Here is a 26,089-nt window from a genome sequence, read left to right as displayed (position 1 = left end):
GTTGGCCTGTTCACGCCGGATTTACAAATGGGTGCGAAATGTTCTTCACATTGCGCGCCCATTTGTAGTCCCGCCTATGGTGGGACTCGCGCATGACGCAAGCCGGAATGTATTTCCCGCGTAGCTTCAGTGCAGCGCGCAAAAAGTAAACAACTTTTTGCGCTCATTAATAAGATTGCTTCGCTTCGCTGGCAATGAGGATTGAGGCTCTTGAACACAGGAAGTGGAATTGCATGCACCAGAGCTTGCCGTCTCTTCTGTGTGCCTTGAGCGGCAGGCCCGCGCATTTTCTTGGTCCCGCCAAAAGGGATCCACATCCATCTCCCGCATGGCGAAGTGCGGCAAAAGCATGCGGGAGGCGGGCCGCTAGTCAAAATCAGCCAGCAGACTGCCTATATGCAAGCCGTTGCCCAGATCGAACTGGTTGTAGTCCTTGCGGATCCTCCAAACAGCCTGACTGAGCTGGTCCGTGGTAATCCCGTTGCGCATGGCGGTATAGGCCTCGATGAATGCAGCCAGGCTGTCACAGACCTTGAGCAGCTCACCATCCTTGGGGTCCTGATCATCCCTGTTGCATGTGTCCATCAGCTCTTCTCTGCTCACATTTCGGGCCTCTCCTCCGGCATTCACTGTGGGAACGAACTCCGAACCAAAGGCCAGCCCCAGAAAATAATGCAGCCTCCCGGCCACATGCCCATAGCCGCCGCGCTGCAGAAGGCTGAGCACCCGCTGCTGAACCTCATGTTCCTCGTATTCCCGGATCAAGTCCCCGATCTCGGCCACCGAGCGCTTGACAGGGGAAATTATGTCCCTGGTCAAGAGCTCGGGCAGGTCGTGAAACAGCCCGGCAAAAAAATTGTTCTGGGCCATGCGGGGGCACGATCCGTTGACCAGGCTGAAGAAATACGCATAGCAGGCCACAATGAACATATGCCCCAGGACAGAGGTCTCAGGGATCCTCGGAGTCTGGGACCATCGTTTCTGAAACCGCAGCTGCCCGCACTGGCGCAAAAACAGCCCCAGGGAGTTCCGTTTTTGGTCCAGCATCTGGGGCACCCCCTGCACATGGCCGTAATCGGCCAACCCCCGGTCAAATGCGGTCTCGATCTCCGCCAGCTCTTCATCCCATGGGTTTATTCCCCGGATCAGATGAAACTCCCATTGACTGGCGTACAGATGAGCGGCTCCCAGGATATCCCGGGCCAGCCCCGTGGGCTCCGGAATAGTGAAGTACTCCTGCAGCCGGGCCCAAAACTCCGGACCAAGGGACTGCACCCTGGGCTGCAGCTGCTGGAGGACCCATTGCGTAAGCTGCCGGTAGTGTTCTGGATTTGCCTTGATCCTGTAGAACACCGGCGGCTTTATGTCTGTGATAACCAAGCGGTACAGGTACTCGAAAATCCCTCCTTCAATCACCTCCCGGCCCAGCTCCAGCTCATCTTGACTCCCAAAGCCGCCGGCACAATTCTCCTGGTACAGGGCCCAGGCGGTAATCATCTTGTGCGCCTGCTTATCCACTTCCCAGAGCTCGACAGGCCGCAGCTTGTCGTTCCAGCGTTTCATGAACGAACCTGAAAATATCAGCTGCAAAAGACTCTTGCGGATCATTGGTCCCCCTTGGTTTCTCCTTGCCTCTTCGCATCGCCCTTGACAGAAGACGCATTTTAGGTTTTCTTCTCTCGTTTGCCCAGGGGATGGATGTCGATTCTGCGCCCCGCTGCCAGGAGTTGGGCCATTTAAGCGAGCAGAACTTGACATTCATCCAGAGCCCGGGTAAGTTTCTCTTTTCCAAAATTTTCGAGGGAGCAGTCTATGAACACCTTCAAGACATATAGTGTCCGCAAAGAAGATGTACACCGGGAATGGGTCGTCGTCGATGCCGCAGACAAGGTCCTGGGCAGGTTGTCCTCTGAGGTGGCCTCCAAGCTGCGGGGCAAGGATCGCCCCGACTTTACCCCCCATGTGGACAACGGGGCTTTCGTGGTGGTCATCAATGCCGACAAAGTCCGGGTAACCGGAACCAAGCTGGAGGACAAGAAGTACTACCGTCACTCCGGATACCCCGGAGGGCTCAAGGAGACCTCTCTGAAACAGCTCCTGCGGAGCAAGCCGGATCAGGCGATTTACAAGGCGGTCCGCGGCATGATGCCCAAAAGCCGTTTGGGCCGGGCCCAGCTCAAGAAACTCAAAGTGTATGCCGGAGGGGACCACCCCCATCAAGCCCAACAGCCTACTGACTTAGAACTGTCCTAAAGCGGAACTGCGGAGTCTGCTCATGAGCCAAGATTTTTATTACGGAACTGGGAAACGCAAGAATGCAGTCGCCCGCACCCGGCTCTATCCCGGGAGCGGCAAGATTGAAATCAATGGCCGGCCGGTGGAAGAATACTTTCCCCGGGCCACCCTGCGCATGATTATCAACCAGCCTCTGAAGCAGGTCAACTTGACGGACACCTTCGATATCCGGATCAATGTCACCGGCGGTGGCATTTCCGGCCAGGCCCAAGCGGTTCGGCACGGAATCAGCCGGGCCTTGGAAAACTACGATCAGGACCTGCGCCAGGCTCTCAAGCCCAAGGGCTTTTTGACCAGGGATTCCCGGGTCAAGGAACGGAAAAAATACGGCCAGCCCGGAGCCCGAAAGAAGTACCAATACTCCAAGCGGTAATTGTGCCCGGGTCACCAGCACGCATTCAAGGCAGGACCGAAACATCCGGTTCTGCCTTTGCATTTTATGCCTAAGGCCACCCCCTTTCTCCCCAGCTTGGTCTACGCCGACGGCCAGGGCCAGATATACGACCACCCCTCTCTGCGCATGCTGTGCCGAAAAGGCGGGGACATCATGCCCCCCAAACCCAAGGAGTGCATCCCCCTTCCGGCTGGGAGCGATCTGTTCCTCCTTCCCAACAGACAGGCCTTGGGCTGGGATGAAAAGACCGGGCAGATCGTGGAGACCGAGGGGCTGGCTGTGGCCGCCTTTGTCTGCCCCGGATATACCCTGAGCGCAGTGGCCGCCTACCATTCCCGGGACAATGCCTGCACCCTTCCCCTGTTCGCCTACGGGGCGGTCGGTTTTGCAAACGATCAGTTCTATCTGTGTGCGCGCAAGGTCGACAACGACCTGCGCCAGGACTTTTCCCGCATTTCTTCCAAAGCCATACAGCGGGGGGTTAGCGCCCTCCAGTCATCCTTCCCCGGCAACCGCCTCGTTCGCCATCTGGGGACCTGCGCCTTGACCTATGGATGTCCCGCGGCCAAGAACCTGGCCCTGGGCCGCTACGAGGCCCCCCTGCCGACATCCCAGGCCTGCAATGCGGCCTGTATTGGATGCATCTCCCTCCAGGATCCGGAGAGCGGATTCCCCGCAACCCAGAATCGGATCACCTTCCGGCCCAGTGCGAATGAGCTTACTCAAATCATGCACCGGCACGCGGAGAAGGAAAAACGTCCCATCTTCTCCTTTGGCCAGGGCTGCGAGGGGGAGCCGCTGACTGAACATGAGCTCATCACCCAGGCTGTTTATGACTTCAGGCAGGCCAATGGACCGGGGACGGTCAATATCAACACCAACGCCAGCCTGCCTGAATGCATGCCCGGCTTGGCCCGGGCCGGCCTGACCTCCATCCGGGTCAGCCTGAACAGTGCCCAGCCGGAGACCTACAGTGCATACCACCGCCCGCGCTCCTATACCTTCGACCGGGTGATCGACTGCATACTTGCCGCCAAGGAGCACGGCCTCTACGTCTCTTTAAACTTCCTCTTTTTCCCTGGAATCAGCGATAGCGAGGACGAATACCAGGCCCTGGCCGGGCTGATCCGCAGTACCGGAATCGATTGCATCCAATGGCGCAACCTGAATCTGGATCCTGAATTGTATATCCAGGCCATGCCCGGGACCGACTCTCCGGCCATGGGTCTGGACAACCTCCTCCGCAGGCTGAGGAAGGAATTTCCCGGCTTACAATCCGGATACTTCAACCCCTACGTGCCAACCTGACCCGCGCCATGCGCTTGCCCACAGTACGACTGGACGGGCGAAGACACAGAGCATGGACTTTGCCCCAAACAGCAGATATACTTGAACACGATATGTATTGTTACTGGAGATAAAAATGACTGCAAGGAGGACACGGGGTATGCAACAAAGACTCATTGTTATGTGCATGGTACTGAGCTTGGCAACGGCAGGTTTGACCGGGTGCGCGTCATCCAGCAACCAGCAGAAAGGAACGGGGGTCGGTGCGGCCACCGGTGCCGGCGTTGGTGCGATCCTGGGCCAGGTTATCGGCCAGGATACCGAAAGCACGCTTCTTGGAGCAGGTATCGGGGCGGCTGTCGGAGGATTGGCCGGCAACCAGATCGGACGATATATGGACCAGCAGGAAGAAGACCTGCGCCGGGTTGCGGCCCAGTCCGAAGCCACCAGCATCAATCGCAGCCGGGATGTATTGCGGGCCACATTCGGCTCCGAGGTCCTGTTTGATTTTGATTCGGCAACCATCAAGCCTGGTGGACAGGCCGAAATCAGCCGGGTAGCGGAAGTACTCAAGCAATACCCCAAAACCACCATCAGGGTGGAGGGGCATACCGACAAGTCCGGTCCGGAGGAGTACAACCAGAGGCTGTCCGAGCGCCGGGCCCAGGCGGTGAAAAAGGCCTTGGTGCAGCAGGGAGTGCAGGAAATCCGGATAACCGCCGTGGGCTATGGGGAAACCCAGCCCGTATCCTCAAGTGCTGCCGCCAACCGCCGGGTAGAAGTGGTTATTGAGCCCATCCGCAAAGGATAGGTTCGTTGCGGGTATTCAGGACAGCATCTGCTGCCCTGAATGCCCACACCTAGCCCCCCAGCTCCTCCAGAGAGCATACCGGGTTGCCCTCAAAGGGAATCCGGACCGAATACACACCGCCTTCCATATGCACCTCTGCCTTTGAGCTCCCCTTTTCAAAGACCCGGAGCATACCCTTGTTGCCTACCAGGACATCCGCTGTAAAGCCCTGCAGACAACGGTCCTTGGCCACCCGGACCAGGAGTTGAAAGAGATAGGTGGCCACCCCCAGGCCCTGATACTCCTCGTCGACCAGGAAGGCCAGATCGGCCCAGGCGCTGTCCGGGTACTTGACATAACGCCCCTCGGCAACGATATGCCCTTCTCCCTTGGGGCCGACCACTCCAACCACGGACATGGTGGTTTGATAATCGATGTTCACATACTCCTGCATCCGGCTGTGAGGCATGGCCTTGACCGGGGTAAAGTACCGGTAGTACACAGCCTCGTCCGAAAATCGATAGAAAAGCCGGCGCATCTCGTCTTCATCCGACGGCTTGATGGGCCGGAAACGGATCAGGGTATCGCCCTTGAACCTGTGCTGAGTGACGATTTCCTCGGGGTATACCTTTCCCGCGGACTCCAGATAGACTTGATCCGCATACAAAATCCTGGCCTCCTTGGCCTCATTGACCAATCCCATCCTGTGCTCCGGGTGGGCGATATCGATCAGGCTCATGGCCCGCTCCCGCACAGAGCGCCCCCGGAGCCATGCCACTCCGTATTCCGTAACCACAGCATCCACTGCCTCCCTGAGGCTGAACAGGTTGGGGTACTGCTCAACTGAGAGCCGGATATTGGTCTCTGCCTCCAGGTTCTGGCTGGGCAGGGCGATGACCGTCATCCCCCCGGCCGAAAGCTCGGCCCCATTCACAAAGTCCGTGGCCTCCCCTGGCCCCGCAGTCACATTTCCCTTTCCGCTGTGCAGGGCTATCCGCCCGGAAAGGTCCACTTTTCGGGCCGGGAGAATGGTGACAAAGGATGGATTGCGTCCGATGTAGACTGGATCAAAGACCTTGCCCATGGGCTGGAAGTCGACGAAGGGGTTCCGATCCAGCCAGGCATGGAGCTCAGCTGAACCTATGGCAAACGAGGTCACCGATTTGCCGGTGAAGATTCGCTTGTTCCGATTGTCCACAGCCCCGCTCTGGACCAGTTCCATGAGGGCGTCGCTGAAGAACGGAGTGTGGATTCCAAGGTGACGCTTGGACCGCAAATGACGGCTCACGGCCTCGTATATCGGCCCCAGGGAAAATGCCAGACAGCTCCCGTTGTCGATTATGGAGGCAACATTCTCCCCAATCCGGTCGTGGACTGCATCCTCCGGCCAGCGGGGGAAAAGAAAGGGGGCGGCCTGGGAACGAACCAAATGGGTGAACTCTGAAAGATGCACAAAGGTATCGCCAAAAGTGCGCGGCAGGTCCGGATTGATCTCTCCGATGACCACCTCGGCCTGATCCATGGCCTCCCTGGCCACATCAACAGCCAGTCCCAAGCTGCAATACCCGGAGCTGTCCGGGGTCGAGACCTGGACGAATGCGGCATCAATCGGCAGCCGGCCGGAACGGATCAGCTCCGGGACCCTGGAGAACCGGCTTGGAATCAGGTCCACCTGGCCTTGGGTTATGGCCTCGCTGGCCACCCACCCGGAGAAAAAGGTCTTCAGCCTGAACTTTTGACTCCGGATGGTTTCCAGGGAAATAGCATCTCCAAAGCTGACCAGCTGCAACAGTTCCAAATCCTGGAGCTTGCCGCTTTCCTCTTCCATCAGGGCCTGAATCAAGGTCCGCGGTTCGGCCGGGCCGGTGCTCAAAAAGATGCACATCCCGGGATCGATCTGCTGCAGGGCCTTTGAGGCCGAAACGCACAGACCGGCCCATTCCTGGTCTGGCTGTCTGTTCATACCCGTGCTCCCTTGGGCCCTTCCCCAGAACCTGGAGTGAAGACCGATGGTTTGTCAGTCTATTGGGCACAACTGCTCCCCGCAGGTTGTCCCTGCATCGATCACCTGCGCCGCCGTGACCTTTGGGCTCTGACCGGGAGTCAGCATTCATTTCATTGGGCAATCAAATGGATATCGATCCCGATAGCGATTACGAACCCGAGGAAAGGAAATCACAACAATGGGTAACCACTTTCAATCGGTATCGAAATCGTTTGTATGCTTCATTAGCGCAAGCGTGCCTGCTCCTTGGCATGCATGTGGGTTTGTATCATCCTGAACCCGAACGGGAATCAGAAGCAGGCCTCTGCCCCGGCGTGTTCTGCAATCCCAGTCCGGCCAGAAGCTGGACCTGGGCCAAGGCCTCCGCTTCCTCGGCCAAGCTCAGGGCCTGATCCAGGCTTTCCCCCCAGCAGGTCAGCCCGTGCCTGGCCATGTATACTGCCGGTGCCGACCGTGCGGCCGAGGCCACTGCATCGGCCAGGGCCCCGCTGCCCGGCGGATATGCCCCCACCCGGGCCAGTTTGTCTCTGACCTGCTCTGCTTCGAACAGATCCAGATCCAAAAGGTCCGCTCCAGCCAAATCCAGGGCCAGAAGGTGGGGTGGGTGGACATGGACAATGGCTTTGGCCTCAGGGCAGACGGCATATATCTTCATGTGCATCCCGGCCTCGGAGGACATGCGGCCGGACCCTGCAGACGCACCCGTCGGCAAGTCCACCCGGACCAGGTCCCCATCTTTCAGTCGCCCCTTGCACACTCCGGAGCTGGTGATCAGCATCTCCGTTTTGCAGTGCAGGCTCAAGTTTCCGCTCATCCCGCTGACCAGCCCCTTCAGCCAGGCCTCCCGTCCTGCCCGGATAAGGGCCCCGGCCGGACTTTCCCTGCCCCCACGGACCTCTCCGGGGTGCATATTCATGACCGACTCCTCTGATAGATATCAAACCGGTACCCCCGGCCCTGGATGCAGTGGAGCCGTTGTCCGATCCCGGGTTCCATCGGGGCACAGATCCTGGGCCGCTTGACCACAACCCGGTCCCCCGCGGTCTGCAACCCGAGACGCAAGAGCTCATCAGCATTGCTTTCGGCGTCCCGGCCCAGATAGCGCAAGACCTGCATAAAACGTTTGCTGGTCCCTTTCCGTTTTCGCTCGGAGTGAAAAAATGGGTCCATGTAGACCACATGCGGTCTGGGGACATTCTGCCCGCAACCGGGATAAACCGAACCAAGGATACGGCCCATGACCTCCTCTCCTGATGCGTGTATGAGCCGCATTCGTCGGGCGGTGGTCTGGGCGTTCACCCCTGCCCTGGCCACACCGTCCCGCAACAGGGCAAACACCGCATCAACCTGTTCCACGACCACAACCGAACACCCACTCCCGGCCAGAAGCCATGCATCCCGGCCCAACCCCCCAGTCACATCCAGGACAACCCTGCCCTTTGCCTTGTTCCGGCCCAGGACGGCCCGCAGCAGGGGGATTCCCCGGGATCCCTGGGCAGCCGCTCCATCCACCTCTGGGAGATCGCTGCGGACAGGATTTGTCCTCACCGATCCTTCTCCGGGCAGAGGTCCGTTCAGCTTCAGCTCGCCTGCCGTCACTTCCAGGCTCAGGGCTTGGCTGTCCGGACAAGAGACCGGGCCCAGATCAAGCTCAGCCGCCAGGGCCCAGAGCCTTCGCAGCCCGCGTCCCTCTGCCGGGGCAGTAAGCTGCACCCGGGACCCTGGCAGCTCCATGCCTGTCCCCCGGCCGTGTAATGCAAACGGCTCCTCATCCCAAGGCTCCATTCTGCTCTGTGCTCCTTGCCTGGCGGCTCTGTCTCCTGCGGGGCCGGTATTGAGTTTCCCCCCAGCTCTTGGTATCATGCTTTGCAGGAAAAAGCGAAGTGCTCGTGCCCCAGCCCTGGGCGACAGCGGCCGGCCACAGGCCCGATCCCCCCTGGACGGCCTCTGAACAGGGATACAAACCGATCACGCAAAGAAGGATATTATGCGATTCATGACCATTGTATGCATTCTGGCCATCCTGCTTGTTCCTCTCCATCAGGCCCTGGCCCAGACCGTATACGTCACAGACTCCCTGGAAATTACCCTTCGCTCCGGCCCCGGGGCAACCCGCAAAATCGTCAAGATGCTGCCCTCCGGCAGTCCATTGACCATCTTGGATCAGACCCAATCCTGGTACCGGGTGCGGACCCAGGACGGACGCACAGGCTGGGTGCTCAAGCGCTACGTCATGCAGGAAGTCCCCAAGAAAAGGCAGATCACCATCCTGGAAGACAAGATTACCACTCTGGAGGAGTCCCAGGCCCAAGCTGAAAAAACAGTTCAACAGCTGCGCTCAGAGAATAAAGAGCTGAGCTCAGCCCTTGAAGAGACCAAGAAGCAGTTGTCCAATGTGAGCGGCGATCATCAGGCCCTGCGGACCAAAGTGCATTCCCTGCGTTCCGGCCATGAGCTGCGCTGGTTCCTTGCCGGGGCTGGAGTCATCGGCTTTTCCGCCCTGATCGGATTTATCTTCGGCCGTTTCCGCAGCCGGGCATCCTCATCCGCCTCCCGAAAGGTTCGTTTTTGATCCCTACGCCCACACAGGCAAAGGAGATTGACATGTTTGGACATATCCTGGTTCCAACCGATTGCACGCCGGATACGAAAAAGGCCCTGGATATCGCAGTCAAGATGCAGTCTCTGGAAAAGAATTCCGAGCTTAATCAGCGGATAACCCTCCTGCATGTCATTGAAACCATCGCTGATGACGACGCAGAGGAGTTTGAGCGATTCTACTCCACGCTGACCAGACGCTCGGAGAACAAGATGCGTGAACTGGGTGCCGAATACGGCGCCGCCCAGGCCAACATCGAAACCAAGGTCCTTCTGGGATCGCGGGTAGGCGAGATTCTTGCCTTTGCCCAAGAGCAAAGCGTCGATTTGATCCTGCTCAACTCCCATCGCATTGATCTGGAAAACCCGACCGAGGGCTGGGGGACCATCAGCCACAAGGTCGGCATTCTCGCCCCGTGCCCTGTTATGCTGGTCAAATAAATGCCGGTCAGCCGTGGTGGTGGCCGAAACCAGGCACCGACAGCCGCCGTTCCAGCCAGTGCAGCCCCAGAGTGGCCAGGGAGACCAGGAGCAGGTAATAGAGGCCGACAACCAGGAAGACTTCCGTGAACCGGAAGGTCTTGGAGGCCAGGACCTTTCCTTCACCGGTCAGCTCAATGCAGGTGATGATATAGGCCAGGGAAGAGTACTTGATCAGATAGATGAGCTCGTTTCCGCATCCCGGCAGGGCCCGGCGCAGGGCTTGCGGAATGATCACATGGCACATGGTCTTCAGGGAGGAGAATCCCAGGGCATGGGCCGCCGCCACCTGCCCTTTCTTTATGGACAGCAGTCCGCCCCGGATGTACTCGGAATGATAGGCCCCGCTGCACAGGGTAAACCCAAGGACCGCAGCCACATATGGGCTGAGGTATATGCCCACATTGGGCAGGCCGAAATAGAGCACGAACAGCTGGATGACCAGGGGCGTCCCCCGAAAGAGGGCGGCGTATCCGCGGGCCAACCGGGAGGAGATAGGTCCACCGAAAGCCCTGGTCGTTCCGATTCCGATCCCCACCAGAAGACCCATACAGGCGGAAGGCAGGATCAGGGACAGGGAAACCCAAAGCCCGCGGTTAAGCGCCGGAAGAAGATCCTGGACATAAAAGGCGGTATCCATGGATTATTGGACCTCGTCGTACAGCTCGCTCAGCTTGGTGCAAAAGTCCAGGGTCCGGCTTTCTCCACCCGGCCCTGGTTGTAAAAGCTGAGCCGGGGCACCCTGCTCAATGATGCGCCCCCGTTCCATGAACAGTATCTCCTGGGCCAGGGTCCGGGCAAAACCCATCTGATGCGTGGCCATGAGCATGGTCATCCCGCTCTGGCTCAGATCCCGGATCACGGCCAGGACCTCCCCGATCAGCTCCGGGTCCAAAGCCGAGGTCGGCTCGTCCAGAAGAAGCAGGATTGGGTCCATGGCCAGGGCCCTGGCGATGGACACCCGCTGCTTCTGCCCTCCTGAGAGTTCCGCCGGATAGAGCCCGGCCTGGCCGGACAGCCCAACCCGCTCCAGCTCCCTTTCCGCCCGGACAGTGGCCTTGGCCTTGCTGAGCTTCTTGACCTTGCGCAGGGCGATGCGAACATTGTCCAAGGCAGTCAGGTGATCGAAAAGATTAAAGTCCTGAAATATCATTCCGATTTGCTGCCGATAGGTCAGCAGGTCTTTGGTCCGCCGGGGGGAAATCCGCTGTCCATTGAGCTCAATATGTCCCTGATCCGGGAAAATGAGCAGGTTGATGCACTGCAAAAGGGTGCTCTTCCCTCCCCCGGAAGGACCGATGAGCACCTTGAGATCGCCCTTTTGCATTTCCATGCTCACCTGGTCCAGGATGGTATCGTTCCCGAATGTTTTGCTGATTGATTCGACGCGGAGCAGACTGGAAGCAGGCATGTTCGTAACGTCCTTGGCCGCTGATGCTGTTTTGGGTTAGTTGTGGGCAGAATACCCGGGCAGGCTGACCCTGTGTTCCAACCTCCGCAGGCACCGCACGCCGATGGTGGTCAAGACAAAGAATACGGCCCCGGCCGTTATGTACAGGGGCAGATGCTCATAGGTCCTGGAAGCCACGAAATGGGTTCTGGACATGATTTCCGATGTGCCCAGGACGAAGGCTATGGCCGAGTCCTTGAGCACTATGGAGTACTCATTGGACCATCCAGGAATGGACAGGCGGAGGGCCTGAGGCAGAATGATGCTTTTGATGGCTTGCAGATCGCTCATTCCCAAGGCCCGGGCAGCCTTCATCTGGCCCTGGGGCAGGGAAAGGATCGCCCCCCGAAAGATCTGGGACTGATAGGCCACTCCCCTCAGCCCCAAGACGATGACTGCGGCCAAAAAAGCGCTGATGTTCAGGCCAATAAGGGAGAACAGCCCAAAATAAAACAAAAAGAGCAAAACCAGGACCGGGATGCCCCGAAAAAACCAGACATACAGCCCGGCCAGCAGTCGCCACCCCCGGGGGGCATAGACCTGGACGACAGCCACGGGCACGCCCAGAGCCAATCCAATGCCCATGGCTCCGAGCACAATACCCACCGTGACCGCTGCCCCCTTCAGGATATAGGGCAAAGCGTCTGTAATCACCACCAGGGTCTCGAACATGATCGTCCTTGAACAGAGGAAGGGGCGAACCGGAGATCCGGATCGCCCCTAGATTTGAGGCTCTGGGTTACTCGCCTGGGTTGTATTTGTTGATCAGTTCCTGCCAGTAGGGATCGTTCATCAGCCTGCGCAGGCCTTCATTCAAGGTCTGCAGCAGCTGGTCGTCCTCTTCGCGCACTGCGTAGCCGAACTCTTCAGGCTCCATGCCGAAGGTCCCCAGGATCTCAACCGGACGCTTGCGGACGGCATCCGCAGCCGGGGCGTCGTCCATGGCGGCCGCGTCGATTCGGCCGTTGACCACATCTGCCACAGCCATGGGCGCCGAATCGTAGTAGCGCAGGGTAAAGCCCCAGCCCTTTTTCTCTGCCTGTTCCTTGAGCCATTCAGCCTCTGATGTGCCCCGCTGTACGCCAAGGGTCTTCTCCCCGTGCAGGACGTCCTCCACCGTCATGCCTGCTCCTTCTTGGGCAACAAACACCTGGGTGATGGTCCAGTATGGAATGGTGAAATCAACTTTGATCTCCCGTTCCGGGGTAATGCTCATCCCCGAGGCGATAAAATCGATCTTTTCGGCCAGCAGATTGGGGATGATCCCGTCCCAGTCCATGGGCTGATGGGTGACCTCAAAGCCCATTTCCTTTGCTATCCAGTCCACAGCCCGTACATCGAAGCCGTCCGGCTCCCCGGATTTATTGACAAAGGAAAAGGGAGGGAAATTGGCGTCGATCCCGTTGACATAGGTCTCTGCCGCCCAGCTGGCCTGGCCTGCGGCCAGAAAAATGCCTAAACCGATGACAAACATACAGAAGATTCGCCGCATTCTGCACCTTCCTTGGTAGCTGTTTATGCCCGTATAAGCCAGAAAACACCTCGCACCGCTAGCAGATTCTTCCCTCCAGCACAAGCCGCAGCAGCAGCCTATCCCTTGTGCCGCTTCTCCAGCTTGGCCCAGGTATCGCGCAGGGTGACCGTCCGGTTGAGGATCAGTTCCTCCGGACCGGAGTCTGGGTCCACACTGAAGTACCCTTTGCGCTCCAGTTGATAGCGTTCTTCGGCTGCGGCGGATCCCAGGTGGGGCTCAACCGGTCTTTCCCGGAGCACGGTCAAGGAATCGGGGTTGAGCTGGTCCATGAAATCCCCTCCCTTTTTTTCCTCCGCTGTGGGATCAGGCACCATGAACAGCCGGTCGTAGAGATTGATTGTGGCCCGCAGGCAGTGCCGGGCAGACACCCAGTGCAGGGTTCCCTTGACCTTGCGTCCGTCCGGGGCGCCCCCTCCCCGGGTCTGTGGGTCATATGTGCAGTGGATCTCCTGGATTCGCCCCTCTGCGTCCTTAATGACCTCCACGCAGGTGACGAAATAGGCGTAGCGCAGCCGAACCTCCCGTCCCGGGGCCAGCCGGAAGAACTTGCGCGGAGGATCTTCCCGGAAATCGTCCCGCTCTATATACAGCTCCCGGCAAAAGGGAACCATGCGGGTTCCCATTGACTCGTCCTCCGGGTTGTTCACCGCCTCCAGCTCCTCCTCCTGCTCCTGCGGATAGTTGACAATCACCAGCTTGACCGGGTCCAGGACCCCCATAACCCGCGGGGCTGTAGTGTTCAGCTCGTCCCGGACCGCATGCTCCAAAACAGCCATATCCACAGTGCTTTCGCTCTTGCCCACGCCGATGAGCTCGCAAAAACGGCGGATCGCCGCAGGCGGAATCCCCCGACGGCGCAGTCCGGAGATCGTCGGCAGGCGCGGATCGTCCCAGCCCTGGACCACCCCTTCCTGCACAAGACGGATGAGCCGGCGTTTGCTCAAAACCGTATAATTCAGGTTCATCCTGGCGAATTCGTACTGCCTGGGCCGGGCCGGGACCGGAAGGTTGTCCAAAAACCAGTCGTACAACGGGCGGTGGTCTTCAAACTCCGTGGTACACAAGGAGTGGGTAATCCCTTCAATGGCGTCTGAAAGCCCATGGGCGAAGTCATAGGTGGGATAGATGCACCAAGTGTCTCCGGTTCGATGATGCCGGGCGTGCATGATCCGGTAAATCACCGGATCCCGCATGTTCAGGTTGGAATGCCCCATATCGATCTTGGCCCGCAGGACGTGCTGGCCATCTGTAAACTCCCCGGCCCGCATCCGGTGGATCAGATCCAGGTTCGCCTCCACGGATCGGGTCCGGTACGGGCTGTCTTGTCCGGGTTCCGTCAGGGTCCCCCGGTACTGTCTGATCTCTTCCGGGCTCAAGCTGCACACATAGGCCTTTTCCCTGCGGATCAGCTCCAGAGCCAGCTCCCAGAGCTGATCGAAATAGTCGGAAGCGAAATACAGATGCCGCCCCCAATCATATCCCAGCCAGCGCACATCCTCTTGAATGGATTGTACGTACACGTCTTCTTCCTTCAAGGGATTGGTGTCGTCAAAGCGCAAGTGACACCGGCCGCCGAACTCGTGGGCCAACCCAAAGTTGAGGCAGATCGACTTCGCATGGCCGATGTGCAGATATCCGTTGGGTTCCGGCGGAAACCGGGTCACCACCCGGCCCTGATGCGTATTGTTCAGCACATCTTCCTGGACAATGGTTCGGATAAAGTTGGACGGGACGTTCTTCTCCGGCATGCTCTGGCTCCCTACACCTCAGGATTTCGTATTCATTCCGGCTCTGCAGGCTCCAATCCAGTGTCCTGCATTCCCCCGGAGTCAGGAGCGGTCTGCTGCCGCTCCTGCCAGGTTTTCAGACACTGCTCGATGCACGGTCCGCAGTTCATGCACTTCCCGCTTTCTCTGCACAGCCGGGTAAAGGCCTGCATCCAATCCGGACCAGTGCGCGGGCAGTGCTGAACAAAACGGACAAAAGCGATCAGCCGTTCCAGGGCCTGGTCATCGATATGATGCTCCAACCGGCAGGCATTGGCCTCGGCCACTTCCGGGGGCAGTTGCAGAAAGCGGCCCAGAAAATCGGTCAGCACTTTGTGCCGATGATCGATCTGCTCGGCCATGGCCAGCCCCAGCTCGGTGAGGGTGACCGAGCTGTACGGATGGTAGTTGATCAGGCCCTTCTGAGACAGGCTCTGCAGGGCCCCGGTCACTGAAGCCCGCTGTACGCCGAGCCGATCGGCGATATCCTTGGCCCTGGCAGATTTTTGTTCTTGCTCCAGAAGAAAGATGACCTCCAGGTAATCCTCCAGATTGGAGGTCAGCTCCGGAACCCCGGACTGGATGTTCTTGCTCATGGTTCCCCCCCAGCCGTCGGCATCTGGGTCATCTCCCGGGGACCGGCCTCGAACTCGGGAATGGCTTCTCTGGCCAGGTTGGGATCAACGCCCCGTTCCCGGGCAATATGCTCCAGCTGCATTTCAGCGTCGGATGGACGCAGGTAGGCGGGCAGGACACATTCCCGGCTGGAATGCGCCTCCCAGGCCGCCCGAAGCAGGACCTCCGGACGGGGATGGTCCCAAATGGGGTCCAGCAGATGCACATGCCGCAGCTGGGTCCTCCACCATTGGGCATGTGCTCGGATTCCGCTGCCCAGGACACAGGCCCTTCCCTCATCTTGAGCCAGTATGGCCTGGACTGCCTTTTCCCTGTGTACGCACCGTGCCGGGGTCAAAGCACTTCCTTCGGGGGCGGAAAAGGCCTGAATATTGACCAGATTCTGGCGGGCGTGGGTGCAGACCCACACAGATCCTTGCATCAGTGGAGCCGGCCCCTGGGCCAGGAGGCTCAGATAGTCCAGACCGGCCAGGAGAAGTCCTCCGCCCCTGGCCAGGCCCAGAGCAAAGGCCAGTCCGACCCGTATCCCGGTAAATGTCCCGGGACCGCGGACTATGGCCACCCGGTCCAGGTCTGCGAGCCGCAACCGCAACTGGCTCAGGCAGGACTCCAGTCCCGGGGGCAGAATCTGCATGGTCCGGGCTTGAACCTCGGCTGTCTGGGCCCAGAGCAGCCTGTTCCAGGTACCGACCACCACCTGGAGCCGGTTCTCGGCGGTGTTTATGGCCAGGGCCGGCCTATCGTCTGTATGCATGCTTTCGTATCCGGGTGGTAACCGCGGCGGGCTATTGGGTATGCAGGATCCGATAGATATCATTATAGACGGCCAGGGCCATAAGGGCGATGAGCAGGCTCAGCCCGATACGCATGGCCATGGCCTGCACCTTGGGATCCAGGGGCCGGCCGATGACGGTCTCCAGGGCATAGAACAGGAGATGCCCGCCGTCCAGAACCGGGATGGGCAGCAGGTTGAGCAGTCCCAGATTGACGCTTATCAGGGCGGTCAGGGCCACCACATCCACCAGTCCCTGCTCTGCCTGCTGGCTGACCAGCTGGGCGATCATGATCGGCCCGCCGATGGTCTCCAACGGCACAATGCGTTCAATAATCTTGATGATCCCCTGCACCGTGAGCTTGATTACTTCCCACGTCTGCAAGGTTCCGCTCTGCAGGGATTCCCAGAAGCCCAGGGGGATGTGCACCGTCTCCTTGGCTGCCACTATCCCTATTCGCGGGACCTGGATCTTCTCTCCGAAAATGTTTTCCGTTGTCTGAATATCAGGGACAAGGGCGATCTTCAGGAGCTGATCTCCGCGATCCACCTGCAGGCGGAGGCGTTCTCCGCGGTTGTTCTGAATCCTCCCGGCCAAGTCCGACCAGTAGGTAACCTCCTGGCCGTTGACCGCCACGATCCGATCCCCGGCCTGCAGTCCGGCCCGGGCCGCAGGGGTCTCCTCCTGGACCTGCCCCACCACAGGGAGCAGGGCCTGCTGGCCGGCAAAAAAGAAAATCAGAAAATACAACAGGACCGCGAGGAGAAAGTTGAAGATCGGGCCGGCGGCTACAACCAGCATCCGCTGCCACGGGGGACGAAGGGCAAAGCTCTCATCAGAGCTAAATTCCTCCGGGATGTCCGCCTCCGGGCTCTCCCCGACCAGCTGCACATACCCCCCCAAGGGGACGGCTGAAAGGCGATATCCGGTCTTGCCCCACTGAAACCCGGCCAGCTTGGGGCCAAAGCCGAGGGAAAAGGTCTTCACCCCGATCCGGAATCCCTTGGCGACCAGGAAATGGCCCATCTCGTGAAAAAAGATCAGGGCCCCAATGACCAGCAGAATGGCTATGGCATTGATCATACGTGCACCGTAGGCTTGTAATTCCGGACAAAGTCCCTGGCGTCGGCATCAAGAGCCCGGATGTCGTCCAGACCTGAGGGATCAAACCCCTGATGCCGGGCCAATGCCTCTTCAGCCAGAACCGGAATGTCCGGGAAGGCAATGCGTTTGGCCAGAAAAAGCTCCACCGCTACCTCATTGGCGGCATTCAAAACGACCGGATGGCTGGGGCCGGCCGTCAGGGCCGACTTGGCCAGGGTCAAGGCCGGAAACAACTCTTCATCCGGCTGATAAAAGGTCAGCTGCCGCATACCCGTCAGGTCCAGGCGGGGCAAATCCAGAGCCAGCCGCCGGGGATAGCTGAGGCAAAAGGCTATGGGAATGCGCATGTCCGGGATGCCCATGTGGCTCAGAACCGAGCCGTCCTGATATTCGACCATGGAGTGGACAATGCTTTCCGGATGGACCACGACATCGATATTCTCCAGGGGCAGCCCAAAGAGATAATGGGCCTCGATGATCTCCAGGCCCTTATTCATCATGCTCGCCGAGTCAACGCTGATCTTGGCCCCCATGGACCAGTTGGGATGGGCCAGGGCCTGCTCCGGGGTGACCTGGTCCAGGAATTTCTTGTCCGCCCTGCGGAAAGGCCCGCCTGAAGCGGTCAGGATCAGGGTCCTCACTTCTCGATCACAATGTCCGAGCAGGCCTTGAAACAGGGCGTTGTGCTCCGAATCAACCGGCAATATGCATGCCCCGCTGGATGCGCACGCGCTGCGCAGCAAGGGGCCGGCCAGGACCAGGGACTCCTTGTTGGCCAGGGCAACCACCTTTCCCGCCTTGACCGCGGCCAGGGTCGGGGCCAGACCGGCCGCGCCGACCTGAGAAGAGACCACAATATCCGCCTCCGCCAGGGAGGCCATATCTGCAAACCCGTCTTCTCCGCAGCGGATCTCCGGCTTGTAGTCGGCCGGAAGCAGCCCGCGGAGCTCTTCAGCCAGAGCTTGGGTCTTGATCCCCAGCACCGGCGGCCGGAATTCAGTGGCCTGGGCGGCCAGCAGATTGACGTTCTCCCCCCCGGCCAGGCCGGTGACCCCCAGGCAATCCGGGTGGTTGCGCACAATGCGCAGGACGTTTTGACCTATGGATCCCGTGCTGCCCAGAACGACCAGGTTCCTCCCCGATTCTGGCAGACGTGAGGCTGTCTGGAGTGAGGAAATATACTGCAGCATACCCCGGCTCATGCTGTTCGGGTTTGAAAACTGTGACTATGGCCTACGGCCTTAAGCCAGAGGCTAGCCAAAAAGAGGATACACCCATGTAATGGCCATGTATACAGGAAGAGCCAGCAAAAGGCTGTCGATCCGGTCCAGCACACCGCCGTGTCCGGGCAAGAGCACCCCGGAATCCTTGACCTTGAGCTCTCGCTTCACAGCGGACTCGAACAGATCGCCGGCCTGGGCGCCCACGCACAACGCAGTCCCCACCCCGAACCACACTGCCCATCCCGCCTGCCCCCAGATCAGGCCCCAGATCAGGCTGACCGCAACGCACGCCGCAAGCCCGGAACCGAACCCCATCCAGGTTTTCTTGGGGCTGATGCTGGGACACAGCTTCCGGCGTCCCCACTTGGAGCCACCGTAGAAGGCGGCTGTATCCGCACCAAAGACAGCAGCCAGGACATAAACCTGCTCCACTGTAGTCAGGGAAATCAAAAACTGCAGAATGAACGGAATGTAGACCAGCCCGAAGAAGAGCAGGGCCGCGTCGGTCAGGCTCATATCCCTGCTCAGGCGTCCTCCGAAGACATAGACCAAACCAACGATCCAGAGGCATGCCGGCAAAAGGCCGCCAGCACCGACGCCAGCTTGAGGGAGTACAACCACCGGCACGGACAGGACCAGGCCCATGGCTTGCATCCCCTTCTTGCCCTCGGTCCAGACCATGGACCAGAACTCAGTCAGGGCCGCACAGCTTAAGACAACCACAACCGCCGCCTGGACCAAAGTGGAGCCGGAAAAGATCACCCCGGCGAGAAGGGCGATCAGGACTGTTCCGGTCACCACGCGCTGTTGGTGGCTGCTCAGACTCACTCTATGCCTCCAAATCTGCGGCTGCGCTGCCTGTAATCCTCCAGGGCGGCATGCAGCTCCTGCTCAGAGAAGTCCGGCCACAGCGTCTTTGTAAAGTAGAACTCAGAATACGCTGCCTGAAAGATGAGATAATTGCTCAGCCGGAGCTCGCCGCTGGTCCGGATGATCAGATCGGGATCGGGCTGACCGGCGGTGTACAGATGTCCGCGGAAGGCCTCTTCTGTTATCTCCTCCTCAGGTACGCCGCTGGCCGCAAGGCTGCGGCAGGCCTTGAGGATCTCTTCCCGTCCCGAATAGTTCAGGGCCAGATTCAGGGTCATCTGGTCGCAGTGAGCCGTTCGCTCCAGGGTTTGACCGATGGCTTTGCGCACCGGAAAAGAGAATTTCTGCCAGTCGCCGATGACATTCAGCCGGATGGAGTTGTCCACCAGCTTTTTTTGCTCCCGGCGCAAGAAACGGATAAGGAGATCGAAGAGGAACTGGACCTCTTCCTTGGGGCGGGTCCAGTTCTCCATAGAAAAGGCATACAGGGTCAGTACCGAGATATTCAGTTTGCGGCAGGATGTAACGATGTCTTGCGCCGTGTCGGCCCCGGCCTGATGCCCGGCGCTCCTCGGCAGCCCGCGCTCCTTGGCCCACCGTCCGTTGCCGTCCATGATAACGGCCAAATGCGTGACCGGGGGGCTTTGAGGATCTGCCTGGGAAGGTGCAGTCAAATCTCCATGATCTCCTTTTCTTTGTCCGCCAAAAGCTCATCAGCCTTGGCGGTAAAAGAATCCGTCAACTCCTGAATCTTCTCCTGCCCCTTGTGCTGATCGTCTTCAGTAATCGACTTCTCGTTCTTCCGCTTTTTCAAGGTCTCGTTTTCATCCCGGCGCACGTTGCGGATCGCTATCTTGGCGTCTTCAGTGTTCTTCTTGGCAACCTTGACCAGATCCTTCCTCCGTTCTTCAGTCAGCGGGGGAATGGAAATGCGGATCACCTTGCCGTCGTTGATTGGATTCAGCCCAAGATCAGACTTCATAATGGCCTTTTCCACATCCGAAAAGCTGTTCCGGTCCCAGGGCTGGATGGTAATTGTCCGGCTGTCGGGGATGGAAATGGAGGCCAATTGATTCAAAGGAGTGGGCGTGTTGTAATAGTCCACCACAATGTCTTCCACCAGGGTTGTCGACGCCCTCCCGGTGCGCAGCTTGCTGAAGTCCTTCTTCAGGGTATCCAACGCTTTCTGCATCCGCTGCTTGCAGTCCTTGAAAACGTCATCCATGCTTCTCACCTCCTTGTTCACCCGTGCACAACAGTCCCCACATTCTCCCCGCAGGCAACTCGCATGATATTGTGCCGCTCCAGCAGATTGAATACGACGATGGGCATATTGTTGTCCATGCACAGGGAAATAGCTGCTGAATCCATGACCTTCAGCCCCTGCTGCAGGACGTCCAGGTAGCTGAGCCGGGTATACAGCCTCGCATTCGGATTATCTTCCGGATTGGTGTCATAGACCCCGGGCACCCTGGTCGCCTTCATCAGGGCCTGTGCTTTGAGCTCCATGGCCCGCAGGGATGCGGCGGTATCAGTGGTGAAATAGGGATTCCCAGTTCCTGCGGCACAGATAACCACCCGTTTCTTTTCCAGGTGCCGTATCGCCCGGCGCCGGATGTATGGTTCGGCCACCTCCTGCATCCTGATGGCGGTCATCAGCCGGGTGGTCAACCCCTGCTTTTCCAGGCTGTCCTGCAGGGCCAATCCATTGATCACTGTGGCCAGCATGCCCATATAGTCCGCCGACGCCCGGTCCATGCCGGCGGCAGACGAGGAGACCCCGCGGAAGATATTCCCGCCCCCGATAACCAATGCCACCTCAAGGCCCATGCCGACAACTTCGGCCAGATCCTGGCAAAAGGCATCGATGCTGTTCATGTCAATGCCCAAGGAACGGGAACCGGCCAAGGCCTCTCCGCTGAGCTTGAGCAGGACGCGCTGATACGTAAGCTCGCTCATGCACTCCCCATCAGTATGCTTGGGTTGGCGGGATCACGGGGGCATGCCGCCCTCCTTGGTCCCGATCCGGGTACTGAACCAAAAAACGGGCCCAGGGCCCGTTTTTTTTTTCAAATTATTCTTCGGAATGCGTCTCCCCGACTTCCATGCGCACAAATCGGTTCACCTCGACCTTTTCTCCCAGAACCGCGACCAGCTCATTGATCAGGTCCTTGACCGCAATGGAATCGTCTTTGATATAGGGCTGTTCCAGGAGGCAGACCTCTTTGTAGTACTTGTTGACCCGGCCCTCGACGATCTTTTCCACCACATGCTCCGGCTTTCCGTCCGCCCGGGCCTGCTTGGCGTAGATCTCCTTTTCCTGCTCTATATACTCCTGAGGCAGGTCCTCCGGCCGGACACAGACCGGGTTGGCCGCTGCAATCTGCATGGACAGGTTCTTGGCCAGTTCCTGAAACTTGTCGCTTTTGGCCACAAAATCGGTCTCACAGTTGAGTTCGACCAAGACCCCGATCTTGCCGTTGGCATGGACATATGAACCGATGAATCCTTCCGAGGCCGATCGTCCGGCCCGCTTCTGCGCCTTGGACAACCCCTTTTCCCGCAGCCAGGATACTGCCTTCTGCTCATCCCCGTCCGATTCCTGCAAGGCCTTCTTGCAGTCCATCATTCCGGCCCCTGTCTTTTCCCGGAGCTCCTTGACCATCTTGGCTGTGATCTCCATCTATCTATTCCTCCTCTGCGCTGGCTTTCTCGGATTCATTGCTCTCGGTCGCCGCCTGGGCATCCACCATTTCGGCCTCCGCCTGCTGCTGGGCTGCCTGGACCTCTTCCTGAGTCGCCTCATCCTGCCTGGCCTGGCCTTCCAGACAGGCCTCGGCAATCCGGGAGGTGAACAGCTTGATGGCCCGAATGGCATCGTCGTTGCCCGGAATGATATAGTCGATAAGGTCCGGATCGCAGTTGGTGTCCGTTATGGCCACAATCGGGATGCCCAAACGGCGAAACTCCTGAACCGCGATATCTTCCCGCTTGGGATCGACGATAAAGCCAGCCTGCGGATATTCGTTCATTTCCTTGATCCCGCCCAGGGTATCCCGCAGCTTGGTCAGCTCCCGCTGCATGCCCACAATTTCTTTCTTCGGGAACCGGTTGATGGTCCCGTCCTCAAACATGCTCTCCAGGCGTTTAAAACGGTCGATGCTGTGCTTGATGGTCTTAAAGTTGGTCAGGGTCCCGCCCATCCAGCGATGCGTGATGTAGTACATGCCGGCCCTGGAGGCCTCTTCCTGGATGATGTCCTGGGCCTGGCGCTTGGTGCCTACAAACAGGACCTTGCCCTTGTTGGCGACCACGTCGACTATGAACTCATAGGCCCTGTTGAACAGGGGGATGGTCTGCTGCAGGTCAATGATGTGGATTCCCTTGCGGGCTCCAAAGATGAAAGGCCGCATTTTCGGGTTCCACCGCCGTGTCTGGTGCCCGAAATGCACCCCGGTCTCCAGCATCTCTTTCATACCGATGTAGCCCATACATTCTCCTTGGGTTGTGTTTCCTCCACTCCAGCCGGACCCGTAACCTGCCGCCGCACCCGGCGGATCAGGACCCCAGGGTCGCTCTGAAGTGTGTGGGTTTTCTCAGACGAAGGGAAAATACGTAAATCAAAAATGATCTCCTGACAAGAGGCAGGATCCGCCCTATCCGAGCACCGGGTTGCACAGGCTCCCGAGACCTTCAACCTCCACGCAGACTCTGTCTCCGGGCTGGATCCGCCCTACTCCGGGAGGGGTGCCGGTCAGGACCACGTCTCCCGGATGCAGGGTCATGACCCGGGAGATGAAACTGACCAGGGCCAGAGGAGAGACAATCATATCCGAGGTCCGTCCGGACTGAACCTCACCTCCGTTGACTGTGGTCCTGATGGCAGCATCTGCAAAGGGCTCAATATCGGTCTCGATCCCCGGCCCCAGAGGACAAAAGGTGTCGAAGCCCTTGGCCCGGGCATACAGTCCGTCTTTGCGCTGCAGATCCCTGGCCGTGACGTCATTGGCGCAGGTATAGCCGAGGACATATCCCCCTGCTTGTGCTTCCGGGACATTCCGGCACAGCCGACCGATGACCACCGCCAGTTCTCCCTCGTAATGAACCTCTGCCGAATGGGCCGGCAGCCGAATGGGCTGACCGTGATCTATGACCGCAGATCCCGGTTTGAAAAAAAGCAGGGGCTCTTCCGGCAGAGCCATATCCATTTCCCGGGCATGGGCATAATAGTTCAATCCCACACAGACTACCTTGCCCGGGTGGAGCAGGGGCCGGGCGAACACGTCCTGGCGGGAGACACGGGCCAGCTCCTTCAGGTTCCAGTCCACCAGAACCGCCTGGTCGTCTCTGCATTCGGCCCAGTAAGCCCGCCCCTGGTAGTCAACTCTGGTCATGAACATAGTCTTTTCTCCTCGGCATACGGCCTGCACACTGGGGACCGCTGTGTCTGCCTGTGCGTCTGCCCTGAGTCCTATATCTTGATAATCACCGGGACAATCACCGGATCCCGTCCCAGGGCCTTGCGGAAATATCTGCGCAGGGCTGACTTGGTCCTGTCCCGCAGCTTTTTCCACGCTCCGGCCGGGATCTTTTCATAGACGTCCATGATGATTGCTTCCGCTTCGGTCAGGATATGGGCATACTGCTGCTCAAAGATGAATCCCTTGGACTCCAGCCGGGGGCCCATGACGATGGATCCGCTTTCGGCGTCCAGGACCATGACCACCACAACCATGCCCTCGTCAGCCAAGAGCTGGCGCTCCTTGAGGATCGTGCTGCCCACGTCGCCGACCCCCTTGCCGTCCACCAGCACGGAACGGGCCGAGAACTCCTCCTCATAGCGGATTCCATGCTCCAGAAGGGTAACCGGCTGCCCATCCTCCAGGACCAGGGACCGTTCCGGGGCAACCCCGCAGGCCTGGGCCAGATCCGAGTGCTTGACCAGATGCCGGTATTCCCCGTGCACCGGGACGAAGAACTTGGGCTTGACCGTGTCCAGCATGAGCTTGAGCTCTTCCCTGTGGGCGTGCCCGGAGGCGTGGACCGCCTGGACCTTTTCATACACCACATCCGCCCCCAGCTTGTACAGCCGGTTGATGACCTTGTTGATGGCCTTGGTATTGCCGGGAATGAACCTGGAGGACATGATGACCGTATCCCCGGAATGGATGCTCAGCTGACGGTGGGACCCCTCGGCCAGACGGGTCATGGCCGACATGGGCTCCCCCTGGGAACCGGTCACCAGGAGCACGACCTTCTCGTCGGGCAAGTCGCCGATATTCTCCGGATCCACATAACTCTGGTCCGAAAAGTTCAGGTATCCAAGCCCTCTGGCTATCTCGATATTCGTGCTCAGGCTTTTGCCGCTGACCGCCATAGTCCGGCCGAACTGGGTGGCCAGGTCGTAGATCTCTTGAATGCGCTGAATGTGACTGGAAAACAGGGTGACCAGAATGCGGCCCTCTGCTTTCTGAAAGACCTCCAGCAGGCTGGTCTTGACCTCCTTTTCGGTCAAGGCGAATCCGTCCCGCTCTACATTGGTCGAATCCGAGAACATGAGCTCGACGCCGGAGCTGGAGAACTCGGACAGCCCCTCCAGGTCGGTGTAATGCCCTCCAAGAGGATTGCGGTCGATCTTAAAGTCCCCGGAGTGGACAACTCGTCCCACCGGGGTTTCAATCCCCAGGGCGTAGCCCTGGATAATGGAGTGGCAGACCGGAAAGAACTGGAAGGAGAGGTCGTTTATGAGTACGGTCTCTCTGGGCTGAACCGGCTGCAGGGTCACTTTATCCTGCAGGGCGTGTTCCCGCAGTTTGTTGTTCACCAGGGCCAGGGTGAAGTCGGATCCGTAGACCGGCACCTCGACGTCCGGCAGGATCCAGGGCAGGGCCCCGATATGGTCCTCATGGCCGTGGGTCAGGATAATGGCCCGCAGCTTGTCTTTCTTTTCCAAAATAAAGTCCAGGCGGGGAATGACAACATCCACCCCATAATGAAAGTCGTCCGGAAACATCAGCCCGCAGTCAATGAGCACAGCGGATTGCGCAGTCTCCAGGAGCAGGCAGTTCATGCCGATCTCCCCCAGCCCGCCTATGGGATACAGGGTCAGCTTTTTTTCCTTGTCCATTGTTCCATCTCCGTAAGTGTTGTATCCATCTCCGCCCACAAGGCGGCTTTCAGTCTGTTTCGATCTTTAAGAGTTGCTTCCTGCGGCATCTGCCGGGGAGACAGGGCCCGGACCCGGACCGCTCCGGGATGCAGGCTAAACCTCCCCTTGGGCATCACCCGGCCCGAACCGGTGATCAGCACCGGGACCACCGGAACCTTGGCCTTCAGGGCAATAACCAGGGCTCCGACATGAAAATCCTGCAGCCCCTCTTCCGCCCGTCCCCGGGTGCCTTCGGGGAAGATGACCAGGGATTGTCCCTGTTGCAGACGCTGCACCGCCTCCTGCATATCCCGCATCCCTTGCCTGCTGTTCTCCCGGTCCACCCCGAGATGGCCGGTCCTGCCCATGCCTGGCCCGAACAGCGGGATGGTGAACAGCGACTTCTTGGCCACAAACCGGGGATACCAGGGGCTTAAAAGACTGAGCAATATGGGGATGTCCAGCAGGCTCTGATGATTGGCCACAAACAGGTACACAGCCCCGTGCTCCAGCTCGGCCATATCGGTCTGGATATCCAGACCTGCGGCCCGGACCACGGTATGCGCCCACAGCTTCTCCAGCCGCTGCAGCAGGCCCGATGTCCCAGGGAAACGGGCCAGAACAATCACCGCCGCGGAGATCAGGACCGTCGTCAACAGAGCCGCGGGCAGAAAGAAAACATTTTTGATCAAATACGCCAGGGAGTGCATAAAATCCACCGCAGAAAAAGAATAAG

At 59.0% G+C, this 26,089-nt stretch carries 28 protein-coding genes; 6 read left to right on the top strand and 22 right to left on the bottom strand.

Annotated features, from left to right (window positions below):
• Positions 1-366: 366 nt before the first annotated feature.
• Entirely contained in the window at positions 367-1,608 is a 1,242-nt protein-coding gene (locus tag N902_RS0101800; protein ID WP_027369533.1) for an HD domain-containing protein, read from the bottom strand.
• Between the two features lie 204 nt (positions 1,609-1,812).
• Here N902_RS0101800 and rplM point away from each other — a divergent pair, with 204 nt between their 5' ends.
• The 4 genes from rplM to N902_RS0101780 all read left to right on the top strand — a co-directional run bounded on the left by rplM (position 1,813) and on the right by N902_RS0101780 (position 4,787).
• Positions 1,813-2,253, top strand: coding sequence for a 50S ribosomal protein L13 (gene rplM, locus N902_RS0101795; RefSeq protein ID WP_027369532.1), 441 nt, complete (start codon positions 1,813-1,815; stop codon positions 2,251-2,253).
• 22 nt (positions 2,254-2,275) lie between these two features.
• Complete coding sequence (rpsI, locus tag N902_RS0101790) at positions 2,276-2,668, top strand: 30S ribosomal protein S9 (protein WP_027369531.1); 393 nt, start codon at positions 2,276-2,278, stop codon at positions 2,666-2,668.
• A gap of 66 nt (positions 2,669-2,734) precedes the next feature.
• A complete protein-coding gene (locus N902_RS0101785) occupies positions 2,735-3,997 on the top strand; it encodes a radical SAM family protein (RefSeq protein ID WP_027369530.1) in 1,263 nt (420 codons plus the stop codon).
• 139 nt (positions 3,998-4,136) lie between these two features.
• Positions 4,137-4,787, top strand: a complete 651-nt coding sequence (locus tag N902_RS0101780) for a YiaD family glycine zipper/OmpA-like lipoprotein (protein WP_027369529.1) — start codon at positions 4,137-4,139, stop codon at positions 4,785-4,787.
• Between the two features lie 49 nt (positions 4,788-4,836).
• On the opposite strand, the gene N902_RS0101775 is transcribed toward N902_RS0101780, so the two are convergent.
• The 3 genes from N902_RS0101775 to N902_RS18510 all read right to left on the bottom strand — a co-directional run bounded on the left by N902_RS0101775 (position 4,837) and on the right by N902_RS18510 (position 8,556).
• Positions 4,837-6,729 carry a bifunctional acetyl-CoA hydrolase/transferase family protein/GNAT family N-acetyltransferase gene (locus N902_RS0101775; RefSeq protein ID WP_027369528.1) on the bottom strand — a complete coding sequence of 631 codons (1,893 nt, stop codon included), beginning with the start codon at positions 6,727-6,729 and terminating at the stop codon, positions 4,837-4,839.
• A 310-nt stretch (positions 6,730-7,039) separates the two neighbouring features.
• Positions 7,040-7,687: a class II aldolase/adducin family protein gene (locus N902_RS15935; RefSeq protein WP_051564099.1), complete on the bottom strand. Its 648-nt coding sequence runs from the start codon at positions 7,685-7,687 to the stop codon at positions 7,040-7,042.
• Complete coding sequence (locus N902_RS18510) at positions 7,684-8,556, bottom strand: class I SAM-dependent methyltransferase (RefSeq protein WP_051564097.1); 873 nt, start codon at positions 8,554-8,556, stop codon at positions 7,684-7,686. Before N902_RS18510 ends, N902_RS15935 begins: the two co-directional genes overlap by 4 nt.
• Before the next feature lie 202 nt (positions 8,557-8,758).
• On the opposite strand from N902_RS18510, the gene N902_RS18505 reads away from it, so the two are divergent.
• Positions 8,759-9,343: a TIGR04211 family SH3 domain-containing protein gene (locus N902_RS18505; RefSeq protein WP_084287586.1), complete on the top strand. Its 585-nt coding sequence runs from the start codon at positions 8,759-8,761 to the stop codon at positions 9,341-9,343.
• Between the two features lie 32 nt (positions 9,344-9,375).
• Positions 9,376-9,810, top strand: a complete 435-nt coding sequence (locus tag N902_RS0101755) for a universal stress protein (RefSeq protein WP_027369527.1) — start codon at positions 9,376-9,378, stop codon at positions 9,808-9,810.
• 7 nt (positions 9,811-9,817) lie between these two features.
• Here the strand turns inward: N902_RS0101755 and N902_RS0101750 are convergent, their stop codons facing one another.
• The 18 genes from N902_RS0101750 to N902_RS15910 all read right to left on the bottom strand — a co-directional run bounded on the left by N902_RS0101750 (position 9,818) and on the right by N902_RS15910 (position 26,063).
• The gene (locus N902_RS0101750; RefSeq protein ID WP_027369526.1) at positions 9,818-10,489 is read right to left on the bottom strand and encodes an amino acid ABC transporter permease; all 672 of its coding nucleotides are present in this window, start codon (positions 10,487-10,489) and stop codon (positions 9,818-9,820) included.
• A 3-nt stretch (positions 10,490-10,492) separates the two neighbouring features.
• Positions 10,493-11,260 (bottom strand): amino acid ABC transporter ATP-binding protein, encoded by a 768-nt coding sequence (locus tag N902_RS0101745; protein ID WP_027369525.1) that lies wholly within the window; start codon positions 11,258-11,260, stop codon positions 10,493-10,495.
• A 36-nt stretch (positions 11,261-11,296) separates the two neighbouring features.
• A complete protein-coding gene (locus tag N902_RS0101740; RefSeq protein WP_027369524.1) occupies positions 11,297-11,971 on the bottom strand; it encodes an amino acid ABC transporter permease in 675 nt (224 codons plus the stop codon).
• 67 nt (positions 11,972-12,038) lie between these two features.
• A complete protein-coding gene (locus N902_RS0101735; RefSeq protein WP_027369523.1) occupies positions 12,039-12,791 on the bottom strand; it encodes an ABC transporter substrate-binding protein in 753 nt (250 codons plus the stop codon).
• A 98-nt stretch (positions 12,792-12,889) separates the two neighbouring features.
• The gene (locus N902_RS0101730; protein ID WP_027369522.1) at positions 12,890-14,581 is read right to left on the bottom strand and encodes a glutamine--tRNA ligase/YqeY domain fusion protein; all 1,692 of its coding nucleotides are present in this window, start codon (positions 14,579-14,581) and stop codon (positions 12,890-12,892) included.
• 32 nt (positions 14,582-14,613) lie between these two features.
• A complete protein-coding gene (locus tag N902_RS15920; protein ID WP_051564093.1) occupies positions 14,614-15,195 on the bottom strand; it encodes a metal-dependent transcriptional regulator in 582 nt (193 codons plus the stop codon).
• Positions 15,192-15,989, bottom strand: coding sequence for a tRNA (adenosine(37)-N6)-threonylcarbamoyltransferase complex dimerization subunit type 1 TsaB (tsaB, locus tag N902_RS15915; protein WP_051564091.1), 798 nt, complete (start codon positions 15,987-15,989; stop codon positions 15,192-15,194). The genes N902_RS15920 and tsaB overlap by 4 nt, the downstream gene beginning before the upstream one ends.
• A 31-nt stretch (positions 15,990-16,020) precedes the next feature.
• The gene (rseP, locus tag N902_RS0101715; RefSeq protein WP_027369521.1) at positions 16,021-17,091 is read right to left on the bottom strand and encodes an RIP metalloprotease RseP; all 1,071 of its coding nucleotides are present in this window, start codon (positions 17,089-17,091) and stop codon (positions 16,021-16,023) included.
• A complete protein-coding gene (gene dxr / locus N902_RS0101710) occupies positions 17,088-18,302 on the bottom strand; it encodes a 1-deoxy-D-xylulose-5-phosphate reductoisomerase (RefSeq protein ID WP_027369520.1) in 1,215 nt (404 codons plus the stop codon). Before dxr ends, rseP begins: the two co-directional genes overlap by 4 nt.
• Positions 18,303-18,365: 63 nt before the next feature.
• On the bottom strand, positions 18,366-19,163 hold the full coding sequence (locus N902_RS0101705; protein WP_027369519.1) for a phosphatidate cytidylyltransferase: 798 nt from the start codon (positions 19,161-19,163) through the stop codon (positions 18,366-18,368).
• Positions 19,160-19,819 carry a polyprenyl diphosphate synthase gene (gene uppS, locus N902_RS0101700; protein ID WP_084287639.1) on the bottom strand — a complete coding sequence of 220 codons (660 nt, stop codon included), beginning with the start codon at positions 19,817-19,819 and terminating at the stop codon, positions 19,160-19,162. The genes N902_RS0101705 and uppS overlap by 4 nt, the downstream gene beginning before the upstream one ends.
• 56 nt (positions 19,820-19,875) lie before the next feature.
• Entirely contained in the window at positions 19,876-20,430 is a 555-nt protein-coding gene (gene frr, locus N902_RS0101695) for a ribosome recycling factor (protein WP_027369517.1), read from the bottom strand.
• A 17-nt stretch (positions 20,431-20,447) separates the two neighbouring features.
• A complete protein-coding gene (gene pyrH / locus N902_RS0101690) occupies positions 20,448-21,164 on the bottom strand; it encodes a UMP kinase (RefSeq protein ID WP_027369516.1) in 717 nt (238 codons plus the stop codon).
• A gap of 115 nt (positions 21,165-21,279) precedes the next feature.
• Positions 21,280-21,888 carry a translation elongation factor Ts gene (gene tsf, locus N902_RS0101685; RefSeq protein WP_027369515.1) on the bottom strand — a complete coding sequence of 203 codons (609 nt, stop codon included), beginning with the start codon at positions 21,886-21,888 and terminating at the stop codon, positions 21,280-21,282.
• Positions 21,889-21,892: 4 nt separating this feature from the next.
• Positions 21,893-22,696: a 30S ribosomal protein S2 gene (gene rpsB, locus N902_RS0101680; protein WP_027369514.1), complete on the bottom strand. Its 804-nt coding sequence runs from the start codon at positions 22,694-22,696 to the stop codon at positions 21,893-21,895.
• 165 nt (positions 22,697-22,861) lie between these two features.
• Positions 22,862-23,605 carry a fumarylacetoacetate hydrolase family protein gene (locus tag N902_RS0101675; protein WP_027369513.1) on the bottom strand — a complete coding sequence of 248 codons (744 nt, stop codon included), beginning with the start codon at positions 23,603-23,605 and terminating at the stop codon, positions 22,862-22,864.
• A gap of 71 nt (positions 23,606-23,676) precedes the next feature.
• Positions 23,677-25,332 (bottom strand): ribonuclease J, encoded by a 1,656-nt coding sequence (locus tag N902_RS0101670; protein ID WP_027369512.1) that lies wholly within the window; start codon positions 25,330-25,332, stop codon positions 23,677-23,679.
• Positions 25,311-26,063, bottom strand: coding sequence for a lysophospholipid acyltransferase family protein (locus N902_RS15910; RefSeq protein ID WP_051564087.1), 753 nt, complete (start codon positions 26,061-26,063; stop codon positions 25,311-25,313). The genes N902_RS0101670 and N902_RS15910 overlap by 22 nt, the downstream gene beginning before the upstream one ends.
• Positions 26,064-26,089: the final 26 nt, after the last annotated feature.

The organism is Desulfovermiculus halophilus DSM 18834, from assembly GCF_000620765.1.
Classification (GTDB): Bacteria; Desulfobacterota; Desulfovibrionia; order Desulfovibrionales; family Desulfothermaceae; genus Desulfovermiculus; species Desulfovermiculus halophilus.
This window is presented reverse-complemented; position numbering and strand designations above follow the sequence as displayed.